Here is a 25,519-nt window from a genome sequence, read left to right as displayed (position 1 = left end):
CCCGCATCGAGGCCGCGCCGGTCGTGCCGACCTTTCAGGCCCCTGCCGCTCGCGAACCGGAACCGCGCTCCGAGCCGGTGATCCGCGTCGCCGAGCCGCAGCCGCGCACTCTGGACCCCATCGTCGATCCTTGGGTCGAGGAATATGAGACCCGCGCCCCGGCCCCGCGCGTCGCGCCGCAAGGCGATCTCTATGAGCGCGCCGCGCCTGCGGCCCAGCAATCCCAAGCCGATGAGGGTTACGACGACCGTGACCACCGCCGCAGCGGCTGGAGCCTGTTCGGACGCGGCAAACGCACGCAGCCACAGCACGATATGTCCTATGCGCCGCAATCGTCGCATCAGGCGCGCTCTTCGGCTCAACCGATCCAACATCCAGAACCGGAGGCGGGACAGGCCGATGACGACCTGGAAATCCCATCCTTTCTCCGCCGTCTGGCCAACTAAACGTCCCAAATGACGATGAAACGCCCCGGAGCCCGCCTCCGGGGCGTTTCTCGTTTCCGACGTGTCTGAGACCGAAACAATCCGAAACCGGACTTTGATTTCGCGCTTGCGGCATGACCGCTAGATGAAACCTAGGGCGCAATCCGCACGGCGTGCGGCGCGCAAAGGAAGAGCGAGTTCAGGTTTGTCGGTCAGAAGCGACCATCACGAACGCACCATCGTCGCCCCGGCCATCATCGCCGGGGTCGGGGTGCACACCGGCCGCCGGGTGCGGCTGGCGGTTCGGCCTGCGCCGTCGGGCACGGGCATCGTCTTCGTGCGCACCGACATCACCGACCGCGACAACCGCATTCCGGTGTCGGGCGAGGCCGTGGTTGACGCCCGCCTGAACACCATGATCGAGAACGGCGCGGGTGTTCGCCTGTCGACGATCGAGCATCTGATGGCCGCTTTCGCCGCACTGGGTGTGTCGAACGCCGTGGTCGAGGTCGACGGGCCGGAGCTGCCGATCCTGGACGGTTCGGCGCTGGAGTTCGTTAAGCTGCTGGACCGGGCCGGTTTCCGACCGCAGCCGACGCCGCAGCGCTACATCGAGATCCTGGAAACGGTCCATGTCGTCGAGGGCGACAAGCATGCGGCTCTGATGCCGTGCGACCGCTACGAGATGCGGTTCGAGATCGACTTCCCGTCCGCCGTGATCGGCAATCAGGTGATCGACTTCGTCGTGGACGAACCGACCTTCCGCAAGGAGATCATGGCCTGCCGCACCTTCGGGTTCGCCCATGAGGTCGAGGCGCTGCGCAAGGCGGGTCTGGCGCGCGGCGGTTCGCTGGAGAACGCCGTGGTCATCGACGGCGACGAGATTCTGAATCCCGGCGGCCTGCGTATGGAACGCGAGTTCGTGCGTCACAAGGCGCTGGACGCCATCGGCGACCTGTATGTGCTGGGCGCGCCGCTGCTGGGTCGCTACGAGGGCTACAAGGCCGGCCACGCCCTGAACAACAAGCTGGTCCGCGCTCTGCTGGCCGCGCCGCAGGCCTGGCGCGAAGTCACCCGCGTGCCGGAGCTGGCGCGCGCGGGCTAAGCCCCGATCACTGCAATCAATCGACCGAAGTCCGGCTCGCCGTGCTGGAAGGCGCGGCGGTTCGAATAGAACCGCTCTGCGTCCGCGCAGGTGTCGTGGCCGGTCCAGACGGCTTGGCCGACGCCCGCCTGCTGTAGCCGCCACAGGACGAAGCCGGGCAGGTCGAACTGGCGTTTGTCGTCGGTCTCTCCGGGGTGGAAGAAGCGGTCGCTGCTAGGATCGTGGTGTGTGAAGCGATCTTCGAAATCGACGCCGACCTCATAGCTGGCGGGCGCGATGCAGGGGCCGACGACAGCGACCACCCGCCGGGGCTCGGCGCCCAGAGCCTGCATGGCGGAAACGGCGGAGTGAATGACGCCGCCCAGCGCGCCCTTCCAGCCGGCGTGGACGGCGGCGACGATGCGGGTTTCGGGATCGGCCAACAGCACCGGCGCGCAGTCGGCGGTCAGGACGGAACACAGCAGACCAGGCTCGGCCGAGACGACGGCGTCGCCTTCGGGCCTGTCTCCATGCCAAGGGCCTTCGGCGACGCGGGCGACGGCGGAATGGATCTGGTAGCAGCCGTTCAGATGGTCGGGGTCGGCATTGAAATGGGCGGCGACGCGACGGCGGTTTTCGGCGACGGCGGCCGGTTCGTCCTTGGAGCCGACGCCGGCGTTCAATCCCTCATAGAGGCCGGTCGAGACGCCGCCGGCACGGGTGAAGAAGCCGTGGGCGATGCCGGCGGCGGTCAGAAGCGGGTGGGTGATGGGGGCGAGATCGCTCATGCCCCCACCTATATCAGGCGTCCCAACCGGGCACGACCAGGGATCGGGGGGCGAAGATGGCGGCGGCCTTGAACAGGGCGCCCATCTGGTCGTCGCCAGTCAGCCGGTCCAGCTGGCGGTCGATGACGCCGGAGGCGGCAGGCCGGCCGGCTTTCAGCGCCTCGGCGCGGGCCTCGATGCCTAGGCGGCGCAGAAACTCGCCCTGGGGCAGGCTGCCGGTGACGTCAGCGCCCGTGCGGACGGCCGCTTCCAGCACCAGGGGGAAGTCGGCCCATTGGGTCAGGTCGGCTTCGCCGGGCGTGGCGAGGGGATTGACCTTCTGGTGACGACGCAGGGCTTGGAGCGTGTCTCCGGCCTCGGGCCGGGCGCGGCCATAGTCGATCAGCAGGGCGGCGCCCGAGGCGGCCTTCATCAACAGGCCGAGGTCGCGGCCGAAGACCGCCTGCTGGTCCGAAATTTCGAGAATGCCGCCCGGCGCGATTTCGAAGTCTGGCTTCTGAAAACCGCCGGATATGGCGGTCAGGCCGAACATCAGGTCGCCATCGTCTGTGACGCCGATGCGGCGCTCGGCCCAGCCGCCGTCGGTGCGGACGAACTGACGGGCGGGCATGCAGTCCAACACTTCGTTGGCAATCAGGATGACAGGGGCGTCGGTCTCGATCGCCGCCAGGCTGCGGACCCAGCGCGGCGACAGATCGGCGCCAGCCAAGGCCTTGGCCTGGAGATCGCGCAAGGGGGCGCTGGGTTCGATCAGGATCAGATCGCAGGCTTCGAGAAAGCCCGGGACCAGGCGGGCGGCGCGCAAGGCGTCGCTCATCAATGTGCCGTCGCCGGGGCCGACCTCGACCAGGCGGAACCGCTCTGGCGCGCCCAGCCGGTTCCAGGTTTCGACCGCCCACAGGCCGATCAGTTCGCCGAACATCTGGCTGACCAAAGGGGCGGTGATGAAGTCGCCACGCGCACCCAAGTCCGGACGCGCCGCATAGTAGCCGCCCTTGGGATCGTGCAGGCAGCGGGTCACGTAGTCGGCGACCGTCATAGGACCCGTCAGGGCGATCTCGCGCGCCAGACGGGCCTTGAGGGTTTCTGTCTCGCTCATGCCTCAGCGGCAGCCGGCGGACGCTTCCATGCGCGCCAGATCAGCCAGGCGCCGACCAAGATCATCGGGATCGACAGCATCATTCCCATGGTCAGGCCGAACGGGAATTCTGGCATGCCGATATCCGGCTCGCGCACATTCTCCAGCGCAGCGCGGCAGACGCCATAACCGACCAGGAACAGGCCGGTGATATAGCCGGGCTTCTTCAGCAGGCCGAACTTCCAGATGGCAATGGAAAGGATGGAGAAGAGAACGATCCCCTCAAGACCCGCCTCATAGAGCTGGCTGGGGTGGCGGGGCGCATCGCCAGCGGGGCAGAAGCCGTACATCTGTTCGATGCGGGCGTTGCAGAAGCGCACGGCCCAGGGGACGGTCGTCTCGCGGCCCCACAGCTCGCCATTGATGAAGTTGGCCAGGCGACCGAACATCAGGCCGATCGGCACGACAGGCGCGACCAGATCGCCGAGGCGCAGCATGTCGATCTTCTGCGACCGGGCATAGAGGACGATGGCCAGGCAGACGCCCAGGAAGCCGCCGTGGAAGCTCATGCCGCCGGTCCACAGCTGGAACAGTTCAAACCGCTCGCCCAGCGTCTGGCCGGTGAACAGCTGGCCGTACATGGCCGGCTTGTAGAAGAGGGCGTAGCCCAAGCGGCCGCCCAGGATGATGCCCAGCACGATCCACAGCACCAGGTCGTCCAGTTGCGTCGTGGTGACAGGCGGCTTGCCGGGCGCCCACAGCCGCTGGGTCTTGGCCAGGCGCGCGGCGTACCACCAGCCCAGCACGATGCCGGCGACATAGGCCAGGGCGTACCAGCGGATCGGAAGCGGTCCGAGGTGGATCAGGACCGGATCGAATTCGGGAAAGGGCAAGGGGCGTTCCTGTGCGGGACTGTCTTTGACAGCGGTTTAGCAAGCGTCGCCGCCGTCGTCGCCTGTGAAGACGCATCACGACGCCTTGATGGCGCCCGCGAAGCAGCAGAAAGAAAGGTTTCGTTCACCATAGTCGGTGAACCTTCGTTAACGACGTTGAGGTCGGAGCCGCCATGCAGACCCGCAATCCCATTCTGGACGAGTTCGCCAAGCTGACGACCGGCGCCATGGGCCTGGCCCAGGCCGCAGGCGAAGAGGCCAAGACCGCCTGGCGCGCCCAGGCTGACCGGATCGCCGCCGAAATGGACCTGGTCCGTCGCGACGAGTTTGATGTTCTGAAGGACGAGATCGCGGCTCTGCGAGCTGAGATCGCAGAGCTGAAGGCCGCCCAAAAGCCGGCTGCAAAGCCCGTGAAGGGAACGTCCACAGACGGAACTCAACCCGGGGACGCAGCCGGTTGAGCCGAATCTGCGAACAGGCTTACCGTTCTGTTAACGCCCGCGATTCTCGCGGACGCAGCGTGAAAGACATTTGATGGACATCGCCCGGCCCGAGGAAGTGGACGTGCCCTTCGACCCGCTTGAGGTTGTCGAGCATGTGCTCACGGCCGAGAACCTTCCGTTTGATCGCACCGACGACGGCGACCTCGCCTTTGCTCTGGCCGGCGACTGGAAGGACTATGAGCTGTGGTTCGCTTGGCGTCCCGAGGGCGATTGTCTGCAGCTGTGCTGTGCGCTGGATCTGAAGGTGGCCAAGAGCCGCAAAACGGCGGCCTATGAACTGGTCGGTCTGATCAACCAGCGCACCTGGATGGGTCATTTCGAGGTCTGGGCCGAGGACGGGGAGATCGTCTTCCGCCATTCGCTGGCCTTGCCGATGGGTGAGCGTCCAACCCTGGCCCAGGCGGCGTCGATGATCGATGCGGCCATCGAGGCTTCGGATCGCTACTACCCCGCCTTCGACTTCATGGTGCGCGGCAACAAGAAGCCGCAGGAGGCGATCGACGCCTGCCTGTTCGAGACCGTCGGCACCGCCTGATGCCAAGCGCGGAATCCGTTCCGGGTCCCGTTGTCCTGGTCGGCTGCGGCCGACTGGGCTCAGCCATTCTGGAAGGCTGGCTGCTGACCGAGACGGTGGCGGCGTCCGACCTGATTATTCTCTCTCCCTCTGAAAAGTCAGCGGCCGACTCAGCTCGGGCCAAGGGCGCGCGGATCAATCCGTCGCTGGAGGTGCTGACCGAGGCGGCGGTCATCGTTCTGGTGGTGAAGCCGGCGCTGTGGCGCGAGGTGATGACTCCGCTGACGCCGTTCCTGAATGACCGAGCCGTCATCCTGTCGGTCATGGCGGGCGTGACGGCGCCGACCTTGGCCGAAGGCCTGGGAGGCTGGCCCATCGTGCGGGTGATGCCGACGACCGGTGTGTCGCGTGGACGCGGGGTGGCCTCGGTCTGGTCGGCGGACCCGCGCGCCGAGCACGTCGGGCGAGCCTTGTTCGAGCCGATGGCCGAGACGGTCGTGCTGGCCGACGAGGCGCTGATGGATGCGGCGACGGCGGTGGCCGGCTCGGGCGCAGCCTATTTCTACGCCTTTACCGAAGCGCTGGCGCGGGCCGGGGAGACGGCGGGTCTGGATGCGGCGACGGCCGATGTGCTGGCGCGCGCGACTCTCAGGTCTGCAGCCGATTCCATGGGCGACGATGCGCTGGAGGCCCTGATCGGGCGCATCGCCTCGCCTGGCGGCTCGACCCGCGCCGGGCTTGACGCCATGGCGAAGGACGGCCGCCTCACGGCGATGCTGGACGAGACGGTCGCGGCGGCGGTCAGACGCAACCGCGAGATGGGCTAGAAGCGTCCGCGCTCGATCTGAACGCCGAAGCGCTCGAACGCGCGGTCAGCGTCGCGCCAGACGCTGTAGCCCCAGACGTCGTTGATGCTGGGCGTGAAATAGGAATAGTCCACGGGCCGCGTCACCCCGTCCGCCATCACGATCTCACCCTTGATGGCCGCGCCGCCGATCGACACGCTGCGGATCGGATCCAGGCCCGGCGTCTGGCGAACCTGTTCGAAGGTCGGCCGGTTGGGCTTCAGGTCGACCAGGACCAGATTGGCGGTCGCGCCCGGATAACGCTGGGCCAAGGCCTTTCCGACCTCGGCCTGAAGGCCGGCGATCTGTTCGTTAACCTCGCGGTCGCCGAGCTTTTCGACCTCGCGCTGAAGCTGCGGCCCGACCGTGACGTTCACCGTCGGCGCTTGAGCCTGAGCCATGGCGGCGACGGCGAGTGTCGCGGCCAGGGGTGCAAAGAAGGCGAGTTTACGCATGAAATCATCTCCAAGCCCTGTCGCCCTCAAGATGACCCCTGCAGCGCCGTTCCGCCAGACCCTGCTGACGAAAGCTTTCAAGCCTTAAGCGAACTCGGCGACGGTGACCCCGCCCGGGATGCGGATCGTCGCTTTTAATCCGCCCAGTTCGCTGCGATCCAAGGTGACATCGCCACCGTGGCCGCGCGCCACGTCGCGCGCGATGGCTAGGCCCAGACCGACGCCCTTGCGGTTCTGGTTGCGAGAGTCGTCCAGGCGCGAGAAGGGCCGGAAAGCTTCGTCATACATGGCCTCTGGGATGCCGGGACCGTCGTCCTCGACGATGATCTCCAACCCGCCTGACGCCAGGGCGCGGGCCGACAGCCGCACGTGCTCGCCGTGAGAGGCGGCATTGCCGGCCAGGTTCACCAGGGCGCGCTTGAAGGCGAGGGGGCGAACTGAGGCGGTCAGGCCCTCGGCGACCACGACCTCGACTTCGGCGCCGGCGCGTTTCGCATCCTCGGCGGCCGCCTTCAACAGGTCGGAAATCGACACCGGCTTGGGCGGTTCGCCCGCTTCGCCACGGGCGAAGTCGAGGTATTCGTCGATCATATGCTCCATTTCGTCCAGGTCGCCCCGCATGGCCGACTGGCGCTTGAAAGGTGGAGCCAGAGCCAGTTCGAGACGCAGACGGGTCAGGGGCGTGCGCAGGTCGTGGCTGACCGAGGCGAGCAGGGCGGTTCGCTGATCGATGTGGCGTTGAATCCGGTCTCGCATGGCCATGAAGGCGACGGCGGCGGCGCGGACTTCGCGCGCGCCGTGCGGCTTGAACCGGGGCACGGTCTCGCCGCGCCCGAAGGCCTCGGCCGCATCGGCCAGCCGCTCGATGGCCCGGACCTGATTGCGGATGAACAGGATGGCCACGCCCATCAACAGAACGGTCGCCACCGCCAACCAAAGGACGAAGATATGGGCCTGGGTCGCCACCGCGCGCTCGCGTGGGGCGATGATGCGCAGCACCCCTTGCGGCTCCTGCACCTGGATGTCGACGTAGGCGGGATAGCGGGTGGTGTCGAACCAGTAGGGGCGGTCCAGACGGGCGTCCAAGGCCTTGTCCAGCACACGGTCCACCACGCCGATGGCGCCGCGGCGTTCTTCCGTCGGAAGGGTGCGCCCGTCTTGAAGCACGATGGACAGGGACATGGACCGCTCGGCGCGATTGGCCAGTTTGTCCAGGTTCGCCGGGCTGGGGTCGTCCTCATAGCTCTCGACGGCCCAGGCGATGTCGCCGGCCAGGCCTTCGGACAGACGCGCGGTCACCGTCTGCCAGTGGGCGTCGAAGAATACCCAGGTCACCGCCATCTGCATCACCAGCACCGGCAGGACGATGATCAGCAGCGACCGGCCCCACAGCGAGGTCGGCAGGCGCCGCTTCAGGAATCGCGGCCACAGATAGGCGGGCAGAAGCCGCATCGGCTCAGTCGGGAGCCAGCATATAGCCGACGCCGCGCACCGTCTGGAGATAGCGCGGGTTCTTGGGATCGACTTCCAGCTTGCGGCGCAGGCGCGTCACCTGGACGTCCACGGCGCGGCCGGTGATGTCGGCGGTATCCGGCGACAGGCTCATCCGCTCGACCGGCGCATGGGCGTGAAGCGCCAGGGTCTTGAGCAACTGGGCCTCGGCCTCGGTCAGACGCTGGGGCGCGCCGTCACGGCTCAGCTCCAGCCGTTCCATGTCGAAGACGGCGGTGCCCAGCTTGATCTCCTTGGGACCGATCGGCTTGCCGCCGGTGCGGCGCAGGATGGCGTCGATGCGCAGCACCAGTTCGCGCGGTTCGAAGGGCTTGGACATATAGTCGTCGGCGCCGCGCGACAGACCCTCGATCCGGTCCTCGGGATCGCCGCGCGCGGTCAGCAGCAGGACCGGCGTCTTGGACAGTTCGGCTTTGTTGCGGACCCAGCTGGTGAGGTCCAGGCCGCTTTCGCCCGGCATCATGACGTCCAGCACGACCAGATCGAACTCGATCAGCTCCATCATCCGCTTGGCGGCGGCCGCGTGCGCGGCACCCGTCACGCGATAGCCTTCGCGCGCCAGGAATTCCTTCAGCAGTTCGCGGATGCGATCGTCGTCGTCGACAATCAGCAGATGGCGACCGACGCCGGGACCGGCGATGGGGCCTGAGCGGCCATGCGAACGCGATTCCGTCATGCTCATGCGACGTTTCCCCCGCTTGCGGCGTTGACCTGAGCGATTCGTGCGGCTCTAAGACCGTCAGTTTCGCGGGAGACGTATTTCAATGGCCTTCGTTCCTTTCGACGATCGTGACGGCTTCATCTGGGTGAATGGCGATTTCGTCCCCTGGAGGGAAGCGAAAACGCACGTTCTGACCCATGCCCTTCACTATGGCTCGTCGGTCTTTGAGGGTGAGCGTATGTACGGCGGCGAAATCTTCAAGCTGACGCAACATTCCGAGCGCCTGAAGCGGTCCGCCAACCTGCTCGATTTCGAGATACCCTACAGCGTCGCTGAAATCGACGCCTTCTGTAAGGAAACCTGCGCCAAGAACGGTCTGACGGACTGCTATGTGCGTCCCGTCGCCTACCTCGGCCCGGAACAGACCAGCGTTTCGGCCTTGAACAACAAGGTTCACCTGGCGATCGCCGTGTGGGACTGGCCCAGCTATTTCGATCCGGAGGTCAAGGCGCGCGGCCTGCGTCTGGAATGGTCTAAGTGGCGTCGTCCTGATCCGGCGACGGCCCCGACGACGGCCAAGGCGGCGGGTCTGTACATGATCTGCACCATGTCCAAGAACGCCGCCGAGCGGCGTGGTTTCGCCGACGCCCTGATGCTGGACTGGCGCGGCTATGTCGCCGAGGCGACCGGCGCCAACGTCTTCTTCGTCAAGGACGGCGTCATCCACACGCCGAACGTCGAGCACATTCTGGACGGCCTAACCCGCCAGACCGTGATCGAGATCGCCCGCGAGAAGGGCATCGAGGTCGTGGTGCGTGAGATCAAGCCGGAAGAGCTGTCGGACTTCACCGAATGCTTCCTGACCGGCACGGCTGTCGAGGTGACCCCGGTCGCCGAGGTGGGCGAATATCGATTCACCCCCGGCGCCCTGTCGCTGGATCTGATGGATCACTACGGCAAGCTGGTGCGCGGCCAGCTATAAGCCGAGGCGCGACGACAGGATGAGGGCGGTCCTTAAGGGGCCGCCCTTTTCGTTTCGCTTGCCAGCCGCGTCACTTTGTCCTTGAAGCGAATAAAGACCGGCAGGCGCGCCGGGTGCGGGGATCGTTTTTCATGTTCAGCCTCCTGAACCTCCAGAGCCTTCTGGGTCTGGTCGTCATCGTCGCGGTCTGCTGGGCGATCTCGGAGAACCGCAAGGCCTTTCCCTGGCGGCTGACCATCGGCGCGATCGTGGTGCAGGCCGGGCTGGTGCTCGCCCTGTTCGCCATTCCGGGCTCGCAGGCGGTGCTGGCGGCGGTGACGGGCGCGGTGGACGGTCTGGCGGTCGCCACGACCGAGGGGACCAAGTTCGTCTTCGGCTATCTGGCCGGCGGGGACCAACCCTATACGGTCTCGAACCAGGGCGCGCTTTTCACCTTCGCCTTCCAGGTTCTGCCGCTGATCCTAGTGATTTCCGCCCTGTCGGCCCTGCTGTGGCACTGGAAGATCCTGAAGTGGATCACCCTGAGCTTCGGTTTTCTGTTCCAGAAGACGATGGGTCTGGGCGGCGCCTCGGCCCTAGCGGTCGCGGCCAACATCTTCCTGGGCATGATCGAAAGCCCGATCGTGATCCGCGCCTATCTGGACAAGCTGACGCGGTCCGAGATCTTCCTGATGATGGTCGTGGGCCTGGCGACGGTCGCCGGTTCGACCATGGTGGCCTATGCAACCATCCTGTCGCCGGTGCTGCCCAATGCGGCGGGCCACGTGCTGGTTGCGTCGATCGTGTCGGCGCCGGCCGGCGTGCTGCTGGCGCGGATCATCATCCCCGAGAAGGAAGGCATGGGCGGCGCGGTCGCAGACTATGACTCGGCCCTGAAATACGACAGCGCCATCGACGCCATCGTCAAAGGCACGTCCGACGGCCTGATGGTCGTGCTGAACATCTCGGCCGTGCTGATCGTGTTCGTGGCCCTGGTCGCCCTGGTCAACGTCATGCTGGGCGGGTTCGTCGTGTTCGATGCGCCGCTGACCGTCGAGCGGATGCTGGGCTGGATCTTCGCGCCGGTCGCCTGGCTGATCGGCATAGAGTGGAGCGACGCCGATGTCGCCGGCTGGCTGCTGGGCGTCAAACTGACCCTGACCGAGTTCGTCGCCTTCATCGACCTGGGCAAGGTGCCGGCCGCGGACATGACCGAGCGTACGCGGATGCTGATGACCTACGCCCTGTGCGGCTTCGCCAACATCGGCTCGGTCGGCATCACCGTCACCGGACTGTCGGTCCTAATGCCCGAACGCCGGGAGGAGGTGCTGGGCATGGTCTGGAAGGGCCTGTTCGCCGGCTTTTTGGCCACCTTGATGACCGCGGCCATCGTCGGCGCGATGCCGGCGGCGGTGTTCGGGTTCTGAGGCGGGCCTAGATCCGATGCGCGCGCTCGCCCCGCTGGACCGTGGACTGGCGCTGCTGCTGGCGGGTCTTGCGGGCTATGTGGACAGTCTGGGCTTCCTGCAGCTTGGCGGTGTGTTCGTCTCGTTCATGAGCGGCAACTCCACGCGTCTGGCCGCCAACCTGGCCTCGGGACACTGGCTGGCCGTCGGGCATCTGGCCGCCATTCTCGCGGTCTTCGTGCTTGGATCGTTCCTCGGGGCGCTGATCGCTGGAGGGGAGGGCGCGCGGTCACGCAGCCGCGTTTTATTATTCGAAGGGCTGTTGCTGGCCTGTGCGGCCTTGGCCGCGGCGTTCGGTCTGACGCCTCTGGCCATCCTGCTGATGGTTTCGGCGATGGGGGCGGAGAATTCGGTCTTCCTGCGAAATGGAGAGGTCGGCGTCAGCCTGACCTATATGACCGGCACTCTGGTCAAGCTCGGGCAAGCCTTGGCCGCTGCTGCGACCGGGCGTGACCGTAGGGCCTATCGTCACTATCTGGCTTTGTGGGCTGGATTGACGGCAGGGGCTGTTTTAGGGGCTCTGACCTATCAACGGCTGGGGTTGGCGGCGTTATGGCCGGCTGCGGGACTGGCCGTGACGCTCTCGGTGATCGCGCGCTTCAGCCGCGCGGCGTGAACTTGCGGATGACGCCGGAGAAGGTCATTAGCAGACGCTCGCCGGTATTGATCTGGCCCCGCACGAAGATCAGGCTCTTGCCGGCCTTGGTGACCTGGCCGGTGGCTTCGATCAGTTCGCCGACATAGCCGCCGTCGATGAACGTGGAGTCCAGCTGAACCGTGACGCCCGAGGCCCCCTCCATCTCCTGATAGGCGATCTGGAACATGGCGATGTCGGCGAAGGTCATCAGGCAGCCGCCGTGCATCCGCCCGCCTGCGTTCATATGCTTCTGCTCGGCGCGGAAGGCGCAGCGCATGTGCCCGTCGGGATCCGGCTTGCCGTAGAAGGGGCCGACCACCGTGTCGAAGGTGTCGTGCAGATCGTAGGTCTGCCAGCCGGCGAACTCGCCCTCGGTGATGGTGATTTTCTTGGGCATGCAGACTCGGCCTTACTTATGGGCGTGCGTTGCAGCATATAGGCGCAATGAGCGACCCGATCGAAACCGCAATCCTGAACAAAATCGCCGCGCTTGAGCCCGGCAAGAGCATTGAGCCCGCGGAAGTGGCCAAAGAGCTACAGCCCGAGCAGTGGCAGCGCATGCTGCCCAAGGTTCGCGCGACCGCTTTGGGCCTGATGCGCCAAGGCAAGCTGACCATCACGAAGAAGGGCAAGGCGGTCGATCCGGATAACTTCCGAGGCGTCACGCGTCTGCGCCAGGCGACCGAGGAAGAAACGGCCCTGGCGCTGAGCCGCCGTCCGCCAGTCGTCGAGGGCGATGACGACTGATCTCCAGGATATCCTGAACGACATCCGCGCCTGTCGCGCCTGCGCGGGCGTCCTGCCGCACACGCCGCGCCCGGTGGTGCGGGTCTTTCCCGAGACGCGGCTGCTGATTTGCGGCCAGGCGCCGGGACGACGCGTCCATGAGAGCGGGCTGCCGTTCACGGATCCATCGGGCGATCGTCTTCGTGACTGGATGGGCGTGGACTACGAGACCTTCTACGCCGACCCGCGCATTGGGGTGGCGGCCCAGGCCTTCTGCTATCCAGGCACCGCGCCGAAAGGCGGCGACTATCCACCGCCGACACGCTGTGCGGAACTGTGGCGACCGCAGTTGCTGGACGCCCTGCCGCAGATGGAGCTGACCTTGCTGGTCGGCGGCTATGCCCAGGCGTGGGCGCTGGGCGATGACGCCAAGCGGACCATGACCGAAACGATTAGGGCGTGGCGGGAGTATGCACCGGATCTGCTGGTGCTGCCGCATCCGTCGTGGCGCAATACGGCCTGGCTGAAGAAGAATCCGTGGTTCGAGGCGGAAGTGCTTCCCTATCTCCGGGAACGGGTTCAGCGCATTCTGACTTCTGCAAATCCGGCGGCCATTCGCTCCAGCGAGAAGGACTCGCCGGTGGTATCATGAGCGCTGCTTGGGACACATGGCCTTGATCGCCTCCAGACTTATGCCGCTGACCGCCGCGCTCATTCTGTCGGCCTGCGCCGCACCCCACATTCAGCCGCCGTTGACGCCGTCGCCGGGCTTTGTCGGCGCCCATGTCGAGGATCGCGCCCTGGTCATGTCGGACGGCGCGCGCCTGCCGTATCTGCATTGGGGGCCAAAGGAAGGGGCTCCCTGGGCAGTGATCGTGGCCCTCCACGGCATGAACGATCACGACGCCAGCTTCCGTCTGGCCGGCCCCTGGTGGGCCGAGCAGGGGATCGAGACCTGGTCCTACGATCAGCGCGGCTTCGGCGGGGCGCCAGGGCGGGGCGAATGGGCCGGGCAGCAGCGGATGACCGATGATCTGCGCGAGATCACCGCGATGGCGCGCGCCCGCTATCCCCATGCCGTCATCGCCGTGGTGGGCGAGAGCATGGGCGGGTCTGTGACCGCGGCGGCGTTCGGCTCCGACAATCCGCCGGATGCGGACCGGATCGTGCTGCTGGCGCCCGGCGTCTGGGGCTGGTCGACGCAAGGACTGTTGAACAGCACCGCGCTGAACATTGCGGCGCGGGCGCTGGGCGACGTGGCGCTGGAACCGCCGGAGTTCATCACGCGCGACATCCACGCCTCATCCAATACGCTGGAGCTTATCCGTAACGGACGCGATCCGATGAGCATCCTCGCGACCCGGTTCGACACCGTCTATGGGCTGGTCGATCTGATGGAGACCTCGTCGCGCAGCCTGGGCCGCATCCGGGGCGACGCCATCCTGATGTACGGCGCCCACGACGAGGTGGTGAAGAAGGGGCCGATGAAGGCGGCGCTTGAGCGGGCCGAGCGGGAGGGCGGAACGCTGCGGACCGCCTGGTATCCGACCGGCTGGCATCTGCTGAACCGCGATCTGGACGCCGAGATCGTCTATCGCGACGTCGTCTCGTGGTTGAGAGACCCGAAAGCCCCTTTGCCGTCGGGTGCGCCGGCTGTCTTGCCGCAGCTTCAGGCGGGCAGGGCGCGCCCTTAAGCGGGTCTTAACGCGACGTTTACCATCCAGGCGGCATTTTCTGCCTAGCGGGGCGTTCGTGTCTCCCGCGAGTAGGGGGCGGGGACGCGTGGGCGGCTTCACAGCGGCGTTGCAGAAGTTCGGGATCGGCCGTCTGGCTGCGGTCCTCGGCGTCGCCGCAGGCGTGGCCGCCGTGCTGGTCGCCGTCATGCTGCGCATGGGCCAAGCGCCGGACGCCCTGCTTTATTCCAACCTGGATCTGCGCGAGGCCAGCGAGATCAGCGCCGCCCTGGACCAAGCCGGCATCAAATATTCGTCCAAGGGCGACGGTTCGACCATCATGGTCAACCGCGACGAAGTCGGCACGGCGCGGATGCTGGTCGCGGGCAAGGGTTTGGTCACGTCCGGATCGGTTGGTTACGAGCTGTTCGACAGCCAGTCGGTGCTGGGTCAGACCGAGTTTCAGCAGCAGTTGAACGAACAGCGCGCCCTGCAGGGCGAACTGTCGCGCACCATCATGTCCATGCGCGGCATCACGGCCGCCCGCGTCCACATCACCATGCCGCGCCGCGAGATGTTCACCTCGGCCGCCGGCGAACCGACCGCCGCCGTTCTGGTGGGGCTGGGCGGGCGGGACCTGACGAGCGATCAGGTGCGGGCGATCCGCAACCTAGTGGCCTCGTCCGTGCCGAACCTGAAGCCCGACCGCGTCACCGTGGCGGACCAGACCAACCGCACCCTGGCGGCCGGCAGCGACGACGGAACCTTCACCTCGGCGTCCGCCGCCGAGGCCAAGGGCAATACCGAGAGCCAGCTTCAAGCGCGCATCAAGGACATCGTCGAAGGCGTCGTCGGCGCCGGCGCCGCCCGCGTCCAGGTCACGGCCGACATTGACCAGAGCCGCGCCACGACCCAGGAAGAGAAGTTCGATCCCGATGGTCAGGTCGTCCGCTCGACCACGACCAACGGCTCGCAATCCGCCGATAACAGCGGCCAGGCCGACGGCGGTGTGACCGCGACCAACAACATCCCTGGCGGCGCTGCGCCCGGCACGACGCCCGTCGGCTCGACCAACTCGGAAAACGCCGAGACGACCAACTACGAAATCTCCAAGACCACCACGACCACGACCAAAGAGCCAGGAGAGGTCAAGAAGCTGGCCGTCGCCGTCGCCGTGGATGGCAAGTGGACGCCGGCCAAGGACGGCAAGGGCGAGCCAACCTATGCGCCGCGCACCGCCGAGGAGATCGCCCAGATCAAGTCGTTGGTCGCCGCCGCCGCCGGCATCGACGAGACACGCGGCGACAAGATCGAGGTCATCAACGTCCGCTTCAACCACGACACCGGCATCGAGGGCGGTCTGGACGGCAAGTCGTCGCTGCTGGACTTCTCCAAGAACGACATCATGCGCTTCGTCGAGCTGGGCATCCTGACGGTCGTCGCCCTGCTGCTGATCTTCTTCGTGCTGCGTCCGCTGCTGAAGACGGCCGCAGGCGGCGGGGGCAATCTGCCGGCGCTGGCGGGCGCCAACGGCGTGCCGGTGACGGCTGTGGCGACCACCGTGATCGGCCCGGATGGCCAGCCGCAGATGGTTCAACTGCCGGCGCCCAGCGAGATGGATCAGAAAATCGACATCGCCCGCATCGAGGGTCAGGTGAAGGCGTCCTCGGTCAAGAAGGTCGCCGATTTCGTTCAGGCGCATCCCGATGATGCGGCCGGCATCCTGCGGACCTGGGTGGCGGAAGGCTGATGGCTAAGCTGGTCAACAAGAAGGCCTCGATCGACGATCCCAACAAGCTCTCGGGACCGGAGAAGGCCGCCGTCATCCTGCTGGCGCTGGGCGAAGAGCATACCGCCCTGTGGGAGCGGCTGGATGATGACGAGGTCAAGGAAATCTCCCAAGCGATGGCGACCCTGGGCAATGTCAGCGCCGAGGCCGTCGAGGCCCTGATGATTGAGTTCGTGTCGGGCCTGTCCGGCTCCGGCGCCGTGATCGGCAGCTATGAGCAGACGCAAAAGCTGCTGGCCGCCTTCCTGCCCAAGGATCGCGTCGACGGCCTGATGGAGGAAATCCGGGGCCCGGCCGGTCGCACCATGTGGGACAAGCTGGGCAATGTGAACGAGGCGGTTCTCGCCAACTATTTGAAGAACGAATACCCCCAGACCGTCGCCGTCATCCTGTCGAAGGTGCGTTCGGACCACGCCGCCCGGGTCCTGACCAGCCTGCCGGAAGACTTCGCGTTGGAATGCGTGCAGCGGATGTTGCGCATGGAGCCGGTGCAGCGCGAGATCCTGGACAAGATCGAGGCGACGCTGCGCACCGAGTTCATGTCGAACCTGGCGCGGACGTCCAAGCGCGACAGCCACGAGATGATGGCCGACATCTTCAACAGCTTCGATCGCCAGACCGAGGCCCGCTTCATCGGGGCCCTGGAAGAGCGCAACCGCGAGTCGGCCGAACGCATCCGCGCCCTGATGTTCGTGTTCGAGGATCTGTCGAAGCTGGATCCGGGCGGGGTGCAGACCCTGCTGCGCGCCGTGGACAAGGACTCTCTGGGCCTGGCAATGAAGGGCGCGTCGGAAGGCCTGCGCGAAATGTTCTTCTCCAACATGTCCGAACGTGCGTCCAAGATCATGCGCGAAGACATGGAGTCGATGGGGCCGGTGCGTCTGAAGGATGTCGACGCAGCCCAGATGGCCATGGTCCAGGTCGCCAAGGATCTAGCCGCCAAGGGCGACATCATGCTGGCCGGTCAGGGCACCGACGACGAGTTGATCTACTGACATGACCCAGTCCCCCGAAATCCGGCGCCTCTTCGCCTTTGACACCGAATTCGACGCTGACGGCTCGGTGGTGCGTGCGAGCGCGTGGAAGCCGGCGAAACGCTCCTATCTGCCGGCCGAGGTCGAAGCCCTGGTGGCTCAGGGCCGTCTGGAAGCGCGCGAACAGGCTCTCAGCGAGGTCGAGAATATTCGCGCCATGGCCCTGAGCAACATCGCCCAAGCCGTGGCGTCGGCGATGCCGAGCCTGAAGACGGTGGCCCAGGCCCATCGTGAACAGGCCGCCGATCTGGCCCTGGCCGCATCGCGCACCATCGCCGGGGCGGCGCTGGATCGCTTTCCGCATGCGCCGCTGAAGGCCGCGCTGGAACTGCTGGCGCAGGAAATCGACGCCTCGCCGCGTCTGGTCGTTCGGGCCTCAAGCCTGGACGACGAGGCGCGCAACATGATCGAGCGGGCCTGCGCCGACAGCGGCTTTACCGGCGTGGTCGCCTTCCGCGATGAACCGAGCCTGGCCCAGGCCGCCTTCCAGCTGGAATGGGCCGACGGGCGCGCTGATCACGATCCGCAAGGCTCGGCCGACCGCGTCGCCGAGGCCCTGACCGCCGCCCTGGCCGCCGAGGCCGGACACGCCGAAACCCTTCCCGTCGACAGGAGCATGTTCTGATGGCATCCGACGACTTGGCGCTGGAGGAGTTCTCCGACTTCTCTGGCCTTCCGCCCCTCGACGACGGCGGCGAAAAGAGCGCCGCCGATCTGGCGACCGTCTTCGACGTGCCGGTCAACATCTCGGCCGTGCTGGGCAAGTCGCACATGTCGGTGGCCCAGCTGCTGAAACTGAACAAGGGCTCGGTGCTGGAGCTGGATCGCAAGGTCGGCGAGGCGATCGACATCTTCGTCAACAACCGCCTGATCGCGCGCGGCGAGGTCGTCGTCGTCGACGACCGGCTGGGCGTGACCATGACGGAAATCATCAAGACCGAGGATAGTGGCGCCTGATTGGCGACCGGCTTTAGAGATTAGAGGAGAAGAACGATGCGTCTTCTGGTGGTAGGCAGACTGAGCGGCCAGCTCGCTTCGGCGGTGAAGATGGCCATGGCGCACGGCGCCAAGGTCAATCACGTCGAGCGCGCGGATCAGGCGACCGAGCAACTGCGCCGGGGGCAGGGCGCCGACCTGCTGATGGTCGACTATCAGCTGGACATCGCCGCCCTGATCGCCGCCAACGAGGCGGAGCGGATCACCATTCCGGTCGTGGCCTTCGGCGTCGACGCCGATGCGCGAGAGGCGGCGGCCGCCATCAAGGCAGGGGCCAAGGAGTTCATCCCGCTTCCGCCGGACGCCGAACTGATCGCCGCCGTCCTGTCGGCCGTCGCCGACGACGAAAAGCCGATGATCTCGGCCGACCCGTCCATGAAGGCGGTGCTGCAACTGGCCGACCAGGTCGCGCGCTCGGAAGCCTCGATCCTGATCACCGGCGAAAGCGGCGTCGGCAAGGAGGTGATGGCGCGGTATCTGCACGAGCATTCGCGTCGGTCCGAACGCCCGTTCATCAGCGTCAACTGCGCCGCCATTCCCGACAATCTGCTGGAATCCGAACTGTTCGGGCACGAGAAGGGCGCCTTCACCGGCGCCGTCGCGCGCCGCATCGGCAAGTTCGAAGAGGCCGACGGCGGCACCCTGCTGCTGGACGAAATCTCCGAGATGGACGCCCGGCTTCAGGCCAAGCTGCTGCGCGCCATCCAGGAGCGCGTCATCGACCGCGTCGGTGGCTCCAAGCCGGTCTCTGTCAACATCCGCATCATCGCCACCTCGAACCGCGATCTGGCCAAGGCCGTGGCGGAAGGCACGTTCCGTGAGGACCTGCTGTATCGCCTGAACGTGGTGAACCTGCGCCTGCCGTCCTTGCGCGAGCGGCCCGGCGACATCGTGGTTCTGGCCGACTACTTCATCAAGAAATACGCCGCCGCCAACGGCGTGCCGGTGCGTCCGATCTCGGCCGCCGCGCGTCAGGCCATTTCGGCCCATCGCTGGCCGGGCAACGTTCGCGAGCTGGAAAACGCCATGCACCGCGCGGTGCTGCTAGCGACAGGCCCCGAGATCGACGTCGACGCCATCCGCCTGCCGGACGGTCAGCCGCTAGGCGGCATGGGCGCGGGACAGGCCTATGAGGCGCCGCAAGCCGGAGTGGCTGCGCGTGCCGCCCAGGCAGCCGACGCCGTGACCCGCAGCTTCGTGGGTCAGACCGTGGCGGCGATGGAAAAGACGCTGATCCTGGACACCCTGACCCACTGCCTGGGCAATCGCACCCATGCAGCCAACATCCTGGGCATCTCGATCCGCACACTGCGCAACAAGCTGAACGAATACGCCGATGAGGGCACGGCCATTCCGGCACCGATGAGCGGCGTCTCCGCCTCGGGCTACGCGGCCTGAACCCATGCGCGCACCCGTGGAGCGCCGATGCGTCCTGACGGGGCTGGTCGCCTTGAGCGCGGTCGGCTGTTCGCCGCGCGCGGAATCACACCCTGCCGCGCCCGTCGCCTCGGTGGATGAGGTCATTGATCTGTCCGACCTGGAAACGCGCAACGGCGGCCGTCTCGGCTTCGTCGTTCAGGACGCGGCGACGGGCCGTAAGCTGGTTTGGCGCGGCGACGAACGCTTCGTCTATTGCTCGACCTTCAAGATGTATCTGGCCGCCGCGACCCTGTTGCGGGTGCAGCTCGGGCAGGAGCGACTGGATCGCCGCATCCCCATCACTGCGGCGGACATGATCAACCACGCTCCGGTGACCGAGCCCGCCGTCGGCGCCAGCCTGACGGTCGAGCAGTTGATGAAGGGCGCGGTGGAGGTCAGCGACAACCCCGCCGCCAATCTGCTGCTGAAGGCCATGGGCGGCCCGTCGGCGATGCAGACCTTCTATCGAAGCATCGGCGACGACAGCACCCGCTCGGACCGTGTCGAGCCGGAGATGAATCGTCTGGACGGCGACAAGGACACGATCCTTCCCAACCAGTCGGTCGCCAATCTCCAACGATTGTTCCTTGATCCGGCCTCGCCCCTGACGGCGGCGTCACGCGCCCTGTTGCTGCAGTGGATGACCGATACGCCCACGGGTCAGAATCGTCTTAGGGCTGGAACGCCTGCGGATTGGCGGGTGGCGCACAAGACGGGGACGGGGGCTATGGGCCGACCAATGACATCGGCCTGTTGTATCCGCCGAACGGGGAACCTGTGATCGTCGCCGCCTATTACCATGCGACCGGGGCGACGTCGGACGACGCCAATGCGGCCGTGATCGCCGAGGCGACGAGTCGTGCGCTGAAGGCGTTGGGCCGTGACTGATACGCCGGTGATGATGAAGGACGGCATGGCGCGCCCGACGGGCCGCGACGTGATCGGCTGGCTGAACCGCGGCGAAGTGCTGATGGCGGTCGGCGTGATCGGCGTGATCATGCTGCTGATCCTGCCGGTGCCCAAGTTCCTGCTGGATCTGCTGCTGGCCTTCTCGCTGGTGTCCAGCGTGCTGATCCTGATGACCGCCGTGATGATGAAGCGGCCGCTGGATTTCGCCATCTTCCCGACGGTGCTGCTGGTCTCGACCCTGTTCCGTCTCGGTCTGAACCTGGCCTCCACGCGCCTGATCCTGACCCACGGCCAGGAAGGTCACGATGCGGCGGGTCAGGTCATCAACGCCTTCGGTCAGCTGATGATGGGCGGCAACTTCATCATCGGGGTGATCATCTTTGCGATCATTCTGGTGGTGAACTTCGTCGTCATCACCAAGGGTTCGACCCGGATCGCCGAAGTATCCGCCCGCTTCACCCTGGACTCCATGCCGGGCAAGCAGATGGCCATCGACGCGGATCTGTCCTCGGGCCTGATCACCGAGGACCAGGCCAAGCTGCGCCGCAAGGAGCTGGAGCAGGAATCGACCTTCTTCGGCGCCATGGACGGCGCCTCCAAGTTCGTGCGCGGCGACGCCGTCGCGGGTCTGATCATCACCTTCATCAACGCCATCGGCGGCATACTGATCGGCACGCTGCAACACGGCATGCCGGCGATGGAGGCCGCCAACACCTATGTCCAACTGACCATCGGCGACGGCCTGGTGACGCAGGTGCCGGCCATCATCATCTCGATCGCCGCCGGCTTCCTGGTGTCCAAGGCCGGCGTCGAGGGCACGGCGGACAAGGCCATGGTCACCCAGCTGGCGACCAATCCCGTGTCGCTGGGCGTGGTGTCGGGCGCGGCCGGTCTGATCGGCCTGATCCCCGGCATGCCGCTGATCCCGTTCGCGGCCCTGGCCATCGGTTCGGGCTTCATGGCCTGGCGGCTGGGGCGCAATCGGTTGAAGCCTCAACCGACGGAGGCGGAGATCGCGGCTGCAGCGGCGGCTGCAAAACCCAAGGAAGACGTCGAAGAGCCCATCGCCAATGTGCTCACCATCGACGAGGTGAAGATCGAGCTCGGTTACTCGCTTCTCAGCCTGATCAACGATCTGGAAGGCCGCCGGCTGACCGATCAGATACGCGCCCTGCGGCGGTCGCTGGCCCAGGAATACGGCTTCGTCATCCCCCAGGTGCGCATCCTCGACAACATGCGCTTGCCGACCCAGGGCTACGCCATCCGCATCAAGGAGATGGAGACGGGCGCGGGCGAGGTGCGTCTGGGCCACCTGATGGCGATGGATCCGGCGGGTCGCCAGGTTGAGCTTCCGGGCGAGCATATGCGCGAACCAGCCTTCGGCCTGCCGGCGACTTGGATCGAGGAAGGTCTGCGCGAGGAGGCGACATTCCGAGGCTATACGCTTGTCGATCCGTCGACGGTCCTGACGACTCATCTGACCGAAATCCTGAAAGACAATATGGCCGACCTTCTGTCCTATGCGGAGGTGCAGAAGCTGCTGAAGGAACTGGGCGCCGAAGAGAAGAAGCTGGTCGAAGAACTGGTGCCCAGCGTGGTCACCGTCACGACGCTGCAGCGGGTGTTGCAGTCTCTGCTGCGCGAGAAGGTGTCGATCCGCGACCTGCCGGCGATCCTCGAAGGTTTGGCCGAGGCTGCGCCGCACAGTTCCAGCGTCACAACCCTGGTCGAACACGTTCGCGCGCGCCTGGGCCGCCAACTGTGCTGGCAGAACAAGGACGGCGAGGGGGCCTTGCCCATCGTCACCCTGTCGCCGGAATGGGAAAACGCCTTCGCCGAAAGCCTGATCGGCAATGGCGAGGACAAGCAGCTGGCCATGGCGCCGTCGCGCCTTCAGGACTTCATCCGCGCCGTGCGCGACACGTTCGAGCGGATCGCCATGACGGGTGAAAATCCGGTGCTGCTGACCGGCCCGATGACGCGGCCCTATGTGCGATCAATCATTGAACGCTTCCGCGGCCAGACCGTCGTGATGAGCCAGAACGAGATCCATCCCAAGGCGCGCTTGCGGACCCTGGGCCAGGTCTGATCCCGCCGACCTGGCAGTTTGACGTTTGACGCGGCGACGCACCCCGCTAAAGCTCCGCCGTCATGAGTCCGAACCCCCGATCCCAATGGTCGCGCCTGCGCGACTTCATGCGTACGCCGTCGTTGGCCCGGTCGATCTCGGCCATGCTGATCCTGGCGTTCGGGCTGCTGATCCTGGTCAATGCGACGACCTTTGTGATGATCCAGCGCACCGTCGCGTTGAACGAAACCATCGAGCACGCTCAGCAGATGCGGCGGGCTGCGCGCACGGTTCTGATTGCGAGCCTGGACGCCGAAACATCGCAACGCGGTTTTCTGTTGACGGGACGAAGCGACTTTCTGCAGCCCTACCGAGACGCCAGGGCCGACATGGAGCCCGCGCTGGCGTTTCTGGATGAGGGCGCGGCCCTCGATCCGACGCTGAAAGCCACCGTCGAACCCATCCACCGTCTGGGCGACAAGAAATGGGACGAGATGGAGCGCACCGTTACCTTGGCGCGCCAGGGGCGGATCGGACAGTCGATCCAGGCTGTGCGGTCTGGCGAAGGCAAGCAGTATATGGACGAGCTCAGGGCGGCCATCGAGAGGTTCGACAAGCTGAAGTCCGACCGGATCGACAGCCGACGCCGGGCGTCTGAGTTGTTTGGTCTCCTGACCGTCACGATGAACGCCATCGCCGGTCTGCTGGTCATCGTCTTGGCTCTGCTGTCAGCCTGGTTGGTGCGGCGTTACGTGGGCGAGATCCAATCCGCCCGCGCCACCCTCGACGCCGCCAACGCCAGCCTCGAAGACAAGGTCCGCGAGCGCACCGGCGACCTGATGCGCGCCAACGAGGAGATTCAACGCTTCGCCTATATCGTCAGTCACGACCTGCGTGCGCCGCTGGTCAACGTGATGGGCTACACCTCCGAACTGGAGCAGGCGGGCAAGATCGTCGACAAGGCGATCTATGAGGCTGAAAAGACGCGCGTGGTCGATCCCGAGATCGTCACCGCCGTGCGAGAGGAAATGCCCGAGGCCATCGGCTTCATCCGCGCCTCGACCGAGAAGATGGACCGGCTGATCAACGCCATCCTGAAGCTGTCGCGCGAAGGTCGTCGCAACCTGCTTCCAGAGCCGCTGGACATGACGGCGATGGCCCAGAACATCGCCAACAGCGTCCACCACCAGACCGAAGCATCGGGCGCGCGCATCGAGGTGCAGTCGCTACCCGAGATCGAAAGCGACCGCATTTCGATGGAGCAGATCGTCGGCAATCTGATCGACAACGCCGTCAAATATCTGGATCACGACCGGCCCGGCGAAATCGTCGTGTCAGGCGAAGACGTGCCGGGCGGCTGGGTCGTCTATCGGGTCGCCGACAACGGCCGGGGCATCGCCCCGCGCGACCATGAGCGAATCTTCGAACTGTTCCGGCGCTCCGGAAGACAGGATCGTTCTGGCGAGGGGTTGGGCCTGGCATTTGTGCGCAACAGCGTTCGTCGACTAGGCGGCACGATCGACGTTGAGTCCGAGCTGGGCAAAGGCTCGACTTTTCTGCTGAAATTCCCCAAACGACTGATCCTGTCTGAACCCGGAGGCGCGCTGTGACGCAACCCGTCAAAATCATCATGGTCGAAGACGACCATGGCCACGCCAAGCTGATCGAAAAGAACATCCGCCGGGCCAACATCAACAACGAGATCAAGCATTTCGATGAGGGTGGTGCGGCGCTCGACTATCTGTTCAGCGACGAAATCCTCGCCAATGGCCCGCTGCTGATCCTGCTCGACCTCAACCTGCCCGATATGTCGGGTACGGACATTCTGGAAAAGGTGAAGGCCAACGACCGTCTGAAGCGGGCTCCGGTCGTGGTGCTGACGACCACGGACGACAAGGTCGAAATCCAGCGTTGCTACGACCTGGGCTGCAACGTCTACATCACCAAGCCGGTGGATTATGAGTCCTTCGCCGGCGCCATCCGTCAGTTGGGTCTGTTCCTGTCGGTGATCCAGGCGCCGGAGATCTGACGATCGACGCGTCCCAGCCCATCCGCCTGCTCTACATCGACGATGATCGGGGTCTGTCCCGACTGGTCGAGAAGGAACTGGGGCGTCACGGCTATGCCGTCACCTGCGCGCCGGATGGCGATGCGGGGTTGGAGCTGTTGCAGCAGGGTGAGTACGACATCTGCGCGCTGGACCACTATATGCCGACACGAGACGGGCTGGACGTCCTGCCGGACATTCTGGCCCTGACGGCCCCGCCGCCCGTCGTCTATGTGACGGGCGCGCAGGATGGGCGGATCGCCGTCGCGGCCCTTCGCGCGGGCGCGGCGGACTATGTCATCAAGGACGTCTCGGAGGACTTCACGTCCCTGTTGCGCTCGGCGCTCGAGGACGCCCTGTCGCGCCGTCGGCTGGAGCGCGAGAACGAACTGGCGCAGGAAGAAATCCGCCGGGCGCGCGATCGGGCCGAGGCGATGCTGCGTGAGGTGAACCACCGCGTCGGCAACTCGCTGCAGCTGGTGTCCAGCTTCATGTCCTTGCAGATGCGCCACGTCACCGATCAGGGCGCCAAGGACGCGCTGCGGGAATCGCAGGCGCGGATCGAGGCGGTCGCCCATGTTCACCGCCGCCTCTATACCTCCGGCGACATGAGCCACGTGGCCATGGACGAATATCTGGTCGGGCTGATGGACGAGCTGTCCAAGTCCATCGGGCCGGATGACGGATCGCCTAAGCTGACGCTGGACGCCGAGCCGTTGTCGGTCACGACCGACCAGGCCGTGTCGATTGGCGTCATCGTCACAGAACTGGTCACCAACGCCGTGAAATACGCCTATGCGCCGGGGCAAGGAGGCGAGATCCGCATCCATATGCGCCGCGAGAACGAGAATCGCGTGATGCTGACAGTCGAGGATGACGGTCCCGGCATGGGCGACGGAACACCCAAGGGCACGGGTCTGGGCGGCAAGATCATTTCCGCCATGGCGTCTGGCCTGCGGTCGGCGGTCGAGTTCGACGGCGCCCACAAGGGCGTGCGCGCCAGGTTGTCGTTCGACCTCTAGGGTCGGTTTTCATC

General features: G+C 65.9%; 27 protein-coding genes and 1 pseudogene. 21 read left to right on the top strand and 7 right to left on the bottom strand.

The window, feature by feature from the left end; all coding sequences use genetic code 11:
• Together DT343_RS08840 and lpxC are read left to right on the top strand one after the other, a co-directional pair.
• A pseudogene (locus DT343_RS08840) lies at positions 1-446 on the top strand (cell division protein FtsZ); the annotation flags it as partial.
• A gap of 184 nt (positions 447-630) precedes the next feature.
• Positions 631-1,530 (top strand): UDP-3-O-acyl-N-acetylglucosamine deacetylase, encoded by a 900-nt coding sequence (gene lpxC / locus DT343_RS08835; RefSeq protein WP_112862510.1) that lies wholly within the window; start codon positions 631-633, stop codon positions 1,528-1,530.
• On the opposite strand, the gene pgeF is transcribed toward lpxC, so the two are convergent.
• From pgeF to lgt, 3 genes are read right to left on the bottom strand one after another with little or no spacing between them, the layout of a single operon-like run.
• Positions 1,527-2,297 carry a peptidoglycan editing factor PgeF gene (gene pgeF, locus DT343_RS08830; protein WP_112862509.1) on the bottom strand — a complete coding sequence of 257 codons (771 nt, stop codon included), beginning with the start codon at positions 2,295-2,297 and terminating at the stop codon, positions 1,527-1,529. The two genes, lpxC and pgeF, sit on opposite strands and share 4 nt — an antisense overlap.
• A 13-nt stretch (positions 2,298-2,310) precedes the next feature.
• A complete protein-coding gene (locus tag DT343_RS08825; RefSeq protein WP_112862508.1) occupies positions 2,311-3,396 on the bottom strand; it encodes a class I SAM-dependent methyltransferase in 1,086 nt (361 codons plus the stop codon).
• Positions 3,393-4,268: a prolipoprotein diacylglyceryl transferase gene (gene lgt, locus DT343_RS08820; RefSeq protein WP_112862507.1), complete on the bottom strand. Its 876-nt coding sequence runs from the start codon at positions 4,266-4,268 to the stop codon at positions 3,393-3,395. The genes DT343_RS08825 and lgt overlap by 4 nt, the downstream gene beginning before the upstream one ends.
• Before the next feature lie 173 nt (positions 4,269-4,441).
• Here lgt and DT343_RS08815 point away from each other — a divergent pair, with 173 nt between their 5' ends.
• From DT343_RS08815 to DT343_RS08805, 3 genes are all read left to right on the top strand, one after another.
• Positions 4,442-4,729, top strand: a complete 288-nt coding sequence (locus DT343_RS08815; protein ID WP_017504504.1) for an accessory factor UbiK family protein — start codon at positions 4,442-4,444, stop codon at positions 4,727-4,729.
• 73 nt (positions 4,730-4,802) lie between these two features.
• Positions 4,803-5,306 carry a YbjN domain-containing protein gene (locus DT343_RS08810; RefSeq protein WP_017504503.1) on the top strand — a complete coding sequence of 168 codons (504 nt, stop codon included), beginning with the start codon at positions 4,803-4,805 and terminating at the stop codon, positions 5,304-5,306.
• Positions 5,306-6,112, top strand: a complete 807-nt coding sequence (locus DT343_RS08805) for a pyrroline-5-carboxylate reductase family protein (RefSeq protein WP_112862506.1) — start codon at positions 5,306-5,308, stop codon at positions 6,110-6,112. The genes DT343_RS08810 and DT343_RS08805 overlap by 1 nt, the downstream gene beginning before the upstream one ends.
• Here the strand turns inward: DT343_RS08805 and DT343_RS08800 are convergent.
• The 3 genes from DT343_RS08800 to DT343_RS08790 all read right to left on the bottom strand — a co-directional run bounded on the left by DT343_RS08800 (position 6,109) and on the right by DT343_RS08790 (position 8,773).
• A complete protein-coding gene (locus DT343_RS08800) occupies positions 6,109-6,585 on the bottom strand; it encodes a hypothetical protein (RefSeq protein ID WP_112862505.1) in 477 nt (158 codons plus the stop codon). The genes DT343_RS08805 and DT343_RS08800 overlap by 4 nt on opposite strands.
• A gap of 84 nt (positions 6,586-6,669) precedes the next feature.
• Positions 6,670-8,037 (bottom strand): ATP-binding protein, encoded by a 1,368-nt coding sequence (locus tag DT343_RS08795; protein ID WP_112862504.1) that lies wholly within the window; start codon positions 8,035-8,037, stop codon positions 6,670-6,672.
• Between the two features lie 4 nt (positions 8,038-8,041).
• The gene (locus DT343_RS08790; RefSeq protein WP_369814635.1) at positions 8,042-8,773 is read right to left on the bottom strand and encodes a response regulator; all 732 of its coding nucleotides are present in this window, start codon (positions 8,771-8,773) and stop codon (positions 8,042-8,044) included.
• 88 nt (positions 8,774-8,861) lie between these two features.
• Here DT343_RS08790 and DT343_RS08785 point away from each other — a divergent pair, with 88 nt between their 5' ends.
• From DT343_RS08785 to DT343_RS08775, 3 genes are all read left to right on the top strand, one after another.
• Positions 8,862-9,740 carry a branched-chain amino acid aminotransferase gene (locus DT343_RS08785; protein WP_112862503.1) on the top strand — a complete coding sequence of 293 codons (879 nt, stop codon included), beginning with the start codon at positions 8,862-8,864 and terminating at the stop codon, positions 9,738-9,740.
• Between the two features lie 131 nt (positions 9,741-9,871).
• Complete coding sequence (locus DT343_RS08780) at positions 9,872-11,146, top strand: NupC/NupG family nucleoside CNT transporter (RefSeq protein ID WP_112862502.1); 1,275 nt, start codon at positions 9,872-9,874, stop codon at positions 11,144-11,146.
• A 16-nt stretch (positions 11,147-11,162) separates the two neighbouring features.
• Positions 11,163-11,801 carry a YoaK family protein gene (locus tag DT343_RS08775; protein ID WP_112862501.1) on the top strand — a complete coding sequence of 213 codons (639 nt, stop codon included), beginning with the start codon at positions 11,163-11,165 and terminating at the stop codon, positions 11,799-11,801.
• Here the strand turns inward: DT343_RS08775 and DT343_RS08770 are convergent.
• Complete coding sequence (locus DT343_RS08770; RefSeq protein ID WP_017504495.1) at positions 11,785-12,219, bottom strand: PaaI family thioesterase; 435 nt, start codon at positions 12,217-12,219, stop codon at positions 11,785-11,787. The two genes, DT343_RS08775 and DT343_RS08770, sit on opposite strands and share 17 nt — an antisense overlap.
• Positions 12,220-12,266: 47 nt before the next feature.
• Here DT343_RS08770 and DT343_RS08765 point away from each other — a divergent pair, with 47 nt between their 5' ends.
• From DT343_RS08765 to DT343_RS08705, 13 genes are all read left to right on the top strand, one after another.
• The gene (locus tag DT343_RS08765) at positions 12,267-12,569 is read left to right on the top strand and encodes a DUF3253 domain-containing protein (RefSeq protein ID WP_017504494.1); all 303 of its coding nucleotides are present in this window, start codon (positions 12,267-12,269) and stop codon (positions 12,567-12,569) included.
• Entirely contained in the window at positions 12,559-13,200 is a 642-nt protein-coding gene (locus tag DT343_RS08760; protein WP_112862500.1) for a uracil-DNA glycosylase family protein, read from the top strand. The genes DT343_RS08765 and DT343_RS08760 overlap by 11 nt, the downstream gene beginning before the upstream one ends.
• Positions 13,201-13,216: 16 nt before the next feature.
• A complete protein-coding gene (locus DT343_RS08755; protein ID WP_112862499.1) occupies positions 13,217-14,242 on the top strand; it encodes an alpha/beta fold hydrolase in 1,026 nt (341 codons plus the stop codon).
• Between the two features lie 88 nt (positions 14,243-14,330).
• Positions 14,331-15,971, top strand: a complete 1,641-nt coding sequence (fliF, locus tag DT343_RS08750) for a flagellar basal-body MS-ring/collar protein FliF (RefSeq protein WP_112862498.1) — start codon at positions 14,331-14,333, stop codon at positions 15,969-15,971.
• A complete protein-coding gene (gene fliG / locus DT343_RS08745; protein WP_112862497.1) occupies positions 15,971-17,005 on the top strand; it encodes a flagellar motor switch protein FliG in 1,035 nt (344 codons plus the stop codon). Before fliF ends, fliG begins: the two co-directional genes overlap by 1 nt.
• A 1-nt stretch (position 17,006) precedes the next feature.
• Positions 17,007-17,669 carry a flagellar assembly protein FlbE gene (locus DT343_RS08740; protein WP_112862496.1) on the top strand — a complete coding sequence of 221 codons (663 nt, stop codon included), beginning with the start codon at positions 17,007-17,009 and terminating at the stop codon, positions 17,667-17,669.
• Positions 17,669-18,001, top strand: a complete 333-nt coding sequence (gene fliN / locus DT343_RS08735; protein WP_017504488.1) for a flagellar motor switch protein FliN — start codon at positions 17,669-17,671, stop codon at positions 17,999-18,001. The genes DT343_RS08740 and fliN overlap by 1 nt, the downstream gene beginning before the upstream one ends.
• Before the next feature lie 36 nt (positions 18,002-18,037).
• A complete protein-coding gene (gene flbD / locus DT343_RS08730; RefSeq protein WP_112862495.1) occupies positions 18,038-19,438 on the top strand; it encodes a sigma-54-dependent transcriptional regulator FlbD in 1,401 nt (466 codons plus the stop codon).
• Positions 19,439-19,442: 4 nt separating this feature from the next.
• Positions 19,443-20,240 (top strand): class A beta-lactamase, encoded by a 798-nt coding sequence (gene bla, locus DT343_RS08725; protein ID WP_258522532.1) that lies wholly within the window; start codon positions 19,443-19,445, stop codon positions 20,238-20,240.
• Between the two features lie 117 nt (positions 20,241-20,357).
• Positions 20,358-22,457: a flagellar biosynthesis protein FlhA gene (gene flhA / locus DT343_RS08720; RefSeq protein WP_112862494.1), complete on the top strand. Its 2,100-nt coding sequence runs from the start codon at positions 20,358-20,360 to the stop codon at positions 22,455-22,457.
• Positions 22,458-22,519: 62 nt separating this feature from the next.
• Complete coding sequence (locus DT343_RS08715; RefSeq protein WP_220116530.1) at positions 22,520-24,046, top strand: sensor histidine kinase; 1,527 nt, start codon at positions 22,520-22,522, stop codon at positions 24,044-24,046.
• On the top strand, positions 24,043-24,465 hold the full coding sequence (locus tag DT343_RS08710; RefSeq protein WP_231868686.1) for a response regulator: 423 nt from the start codon (positions 24,043-24,045) through the stop codon (positions 24,463-24,465). The genes DT343_RS08715 and DT343_RS08710 overlap by 4 nt, the downstream gene beginning before the upstream one ends.
• A complete protein-coding gene (locus DT343_RS08705) occupies positions 24,462-25,505 on the top strand; it encodes a sensor histidine kinase (protein ID WP_306418724.1) in 1,044 nt (347 codons plus the stop codon). Before DT343_RS08710 ends, DT343_RS08705 begins: the two co-directional genes overlap by 4 nt.
• Positions 25,506-25,519: the final 14 nt, after the last annotated feature.

The organism is Brevundimonas vesicularis (assembly GCF_900445985.1).
GTDB lineage: Bacteria > Pseudomonadota > Alphaproteobacteria > Caulobacterales > Caulobacteraceae > Brevundimonas > Brevundimonas vesicularis_D.
Note: the sequence above shows the minus strand (reverse complement) of the source record. Positions and strands in the feature narration are given on the sequence as shown.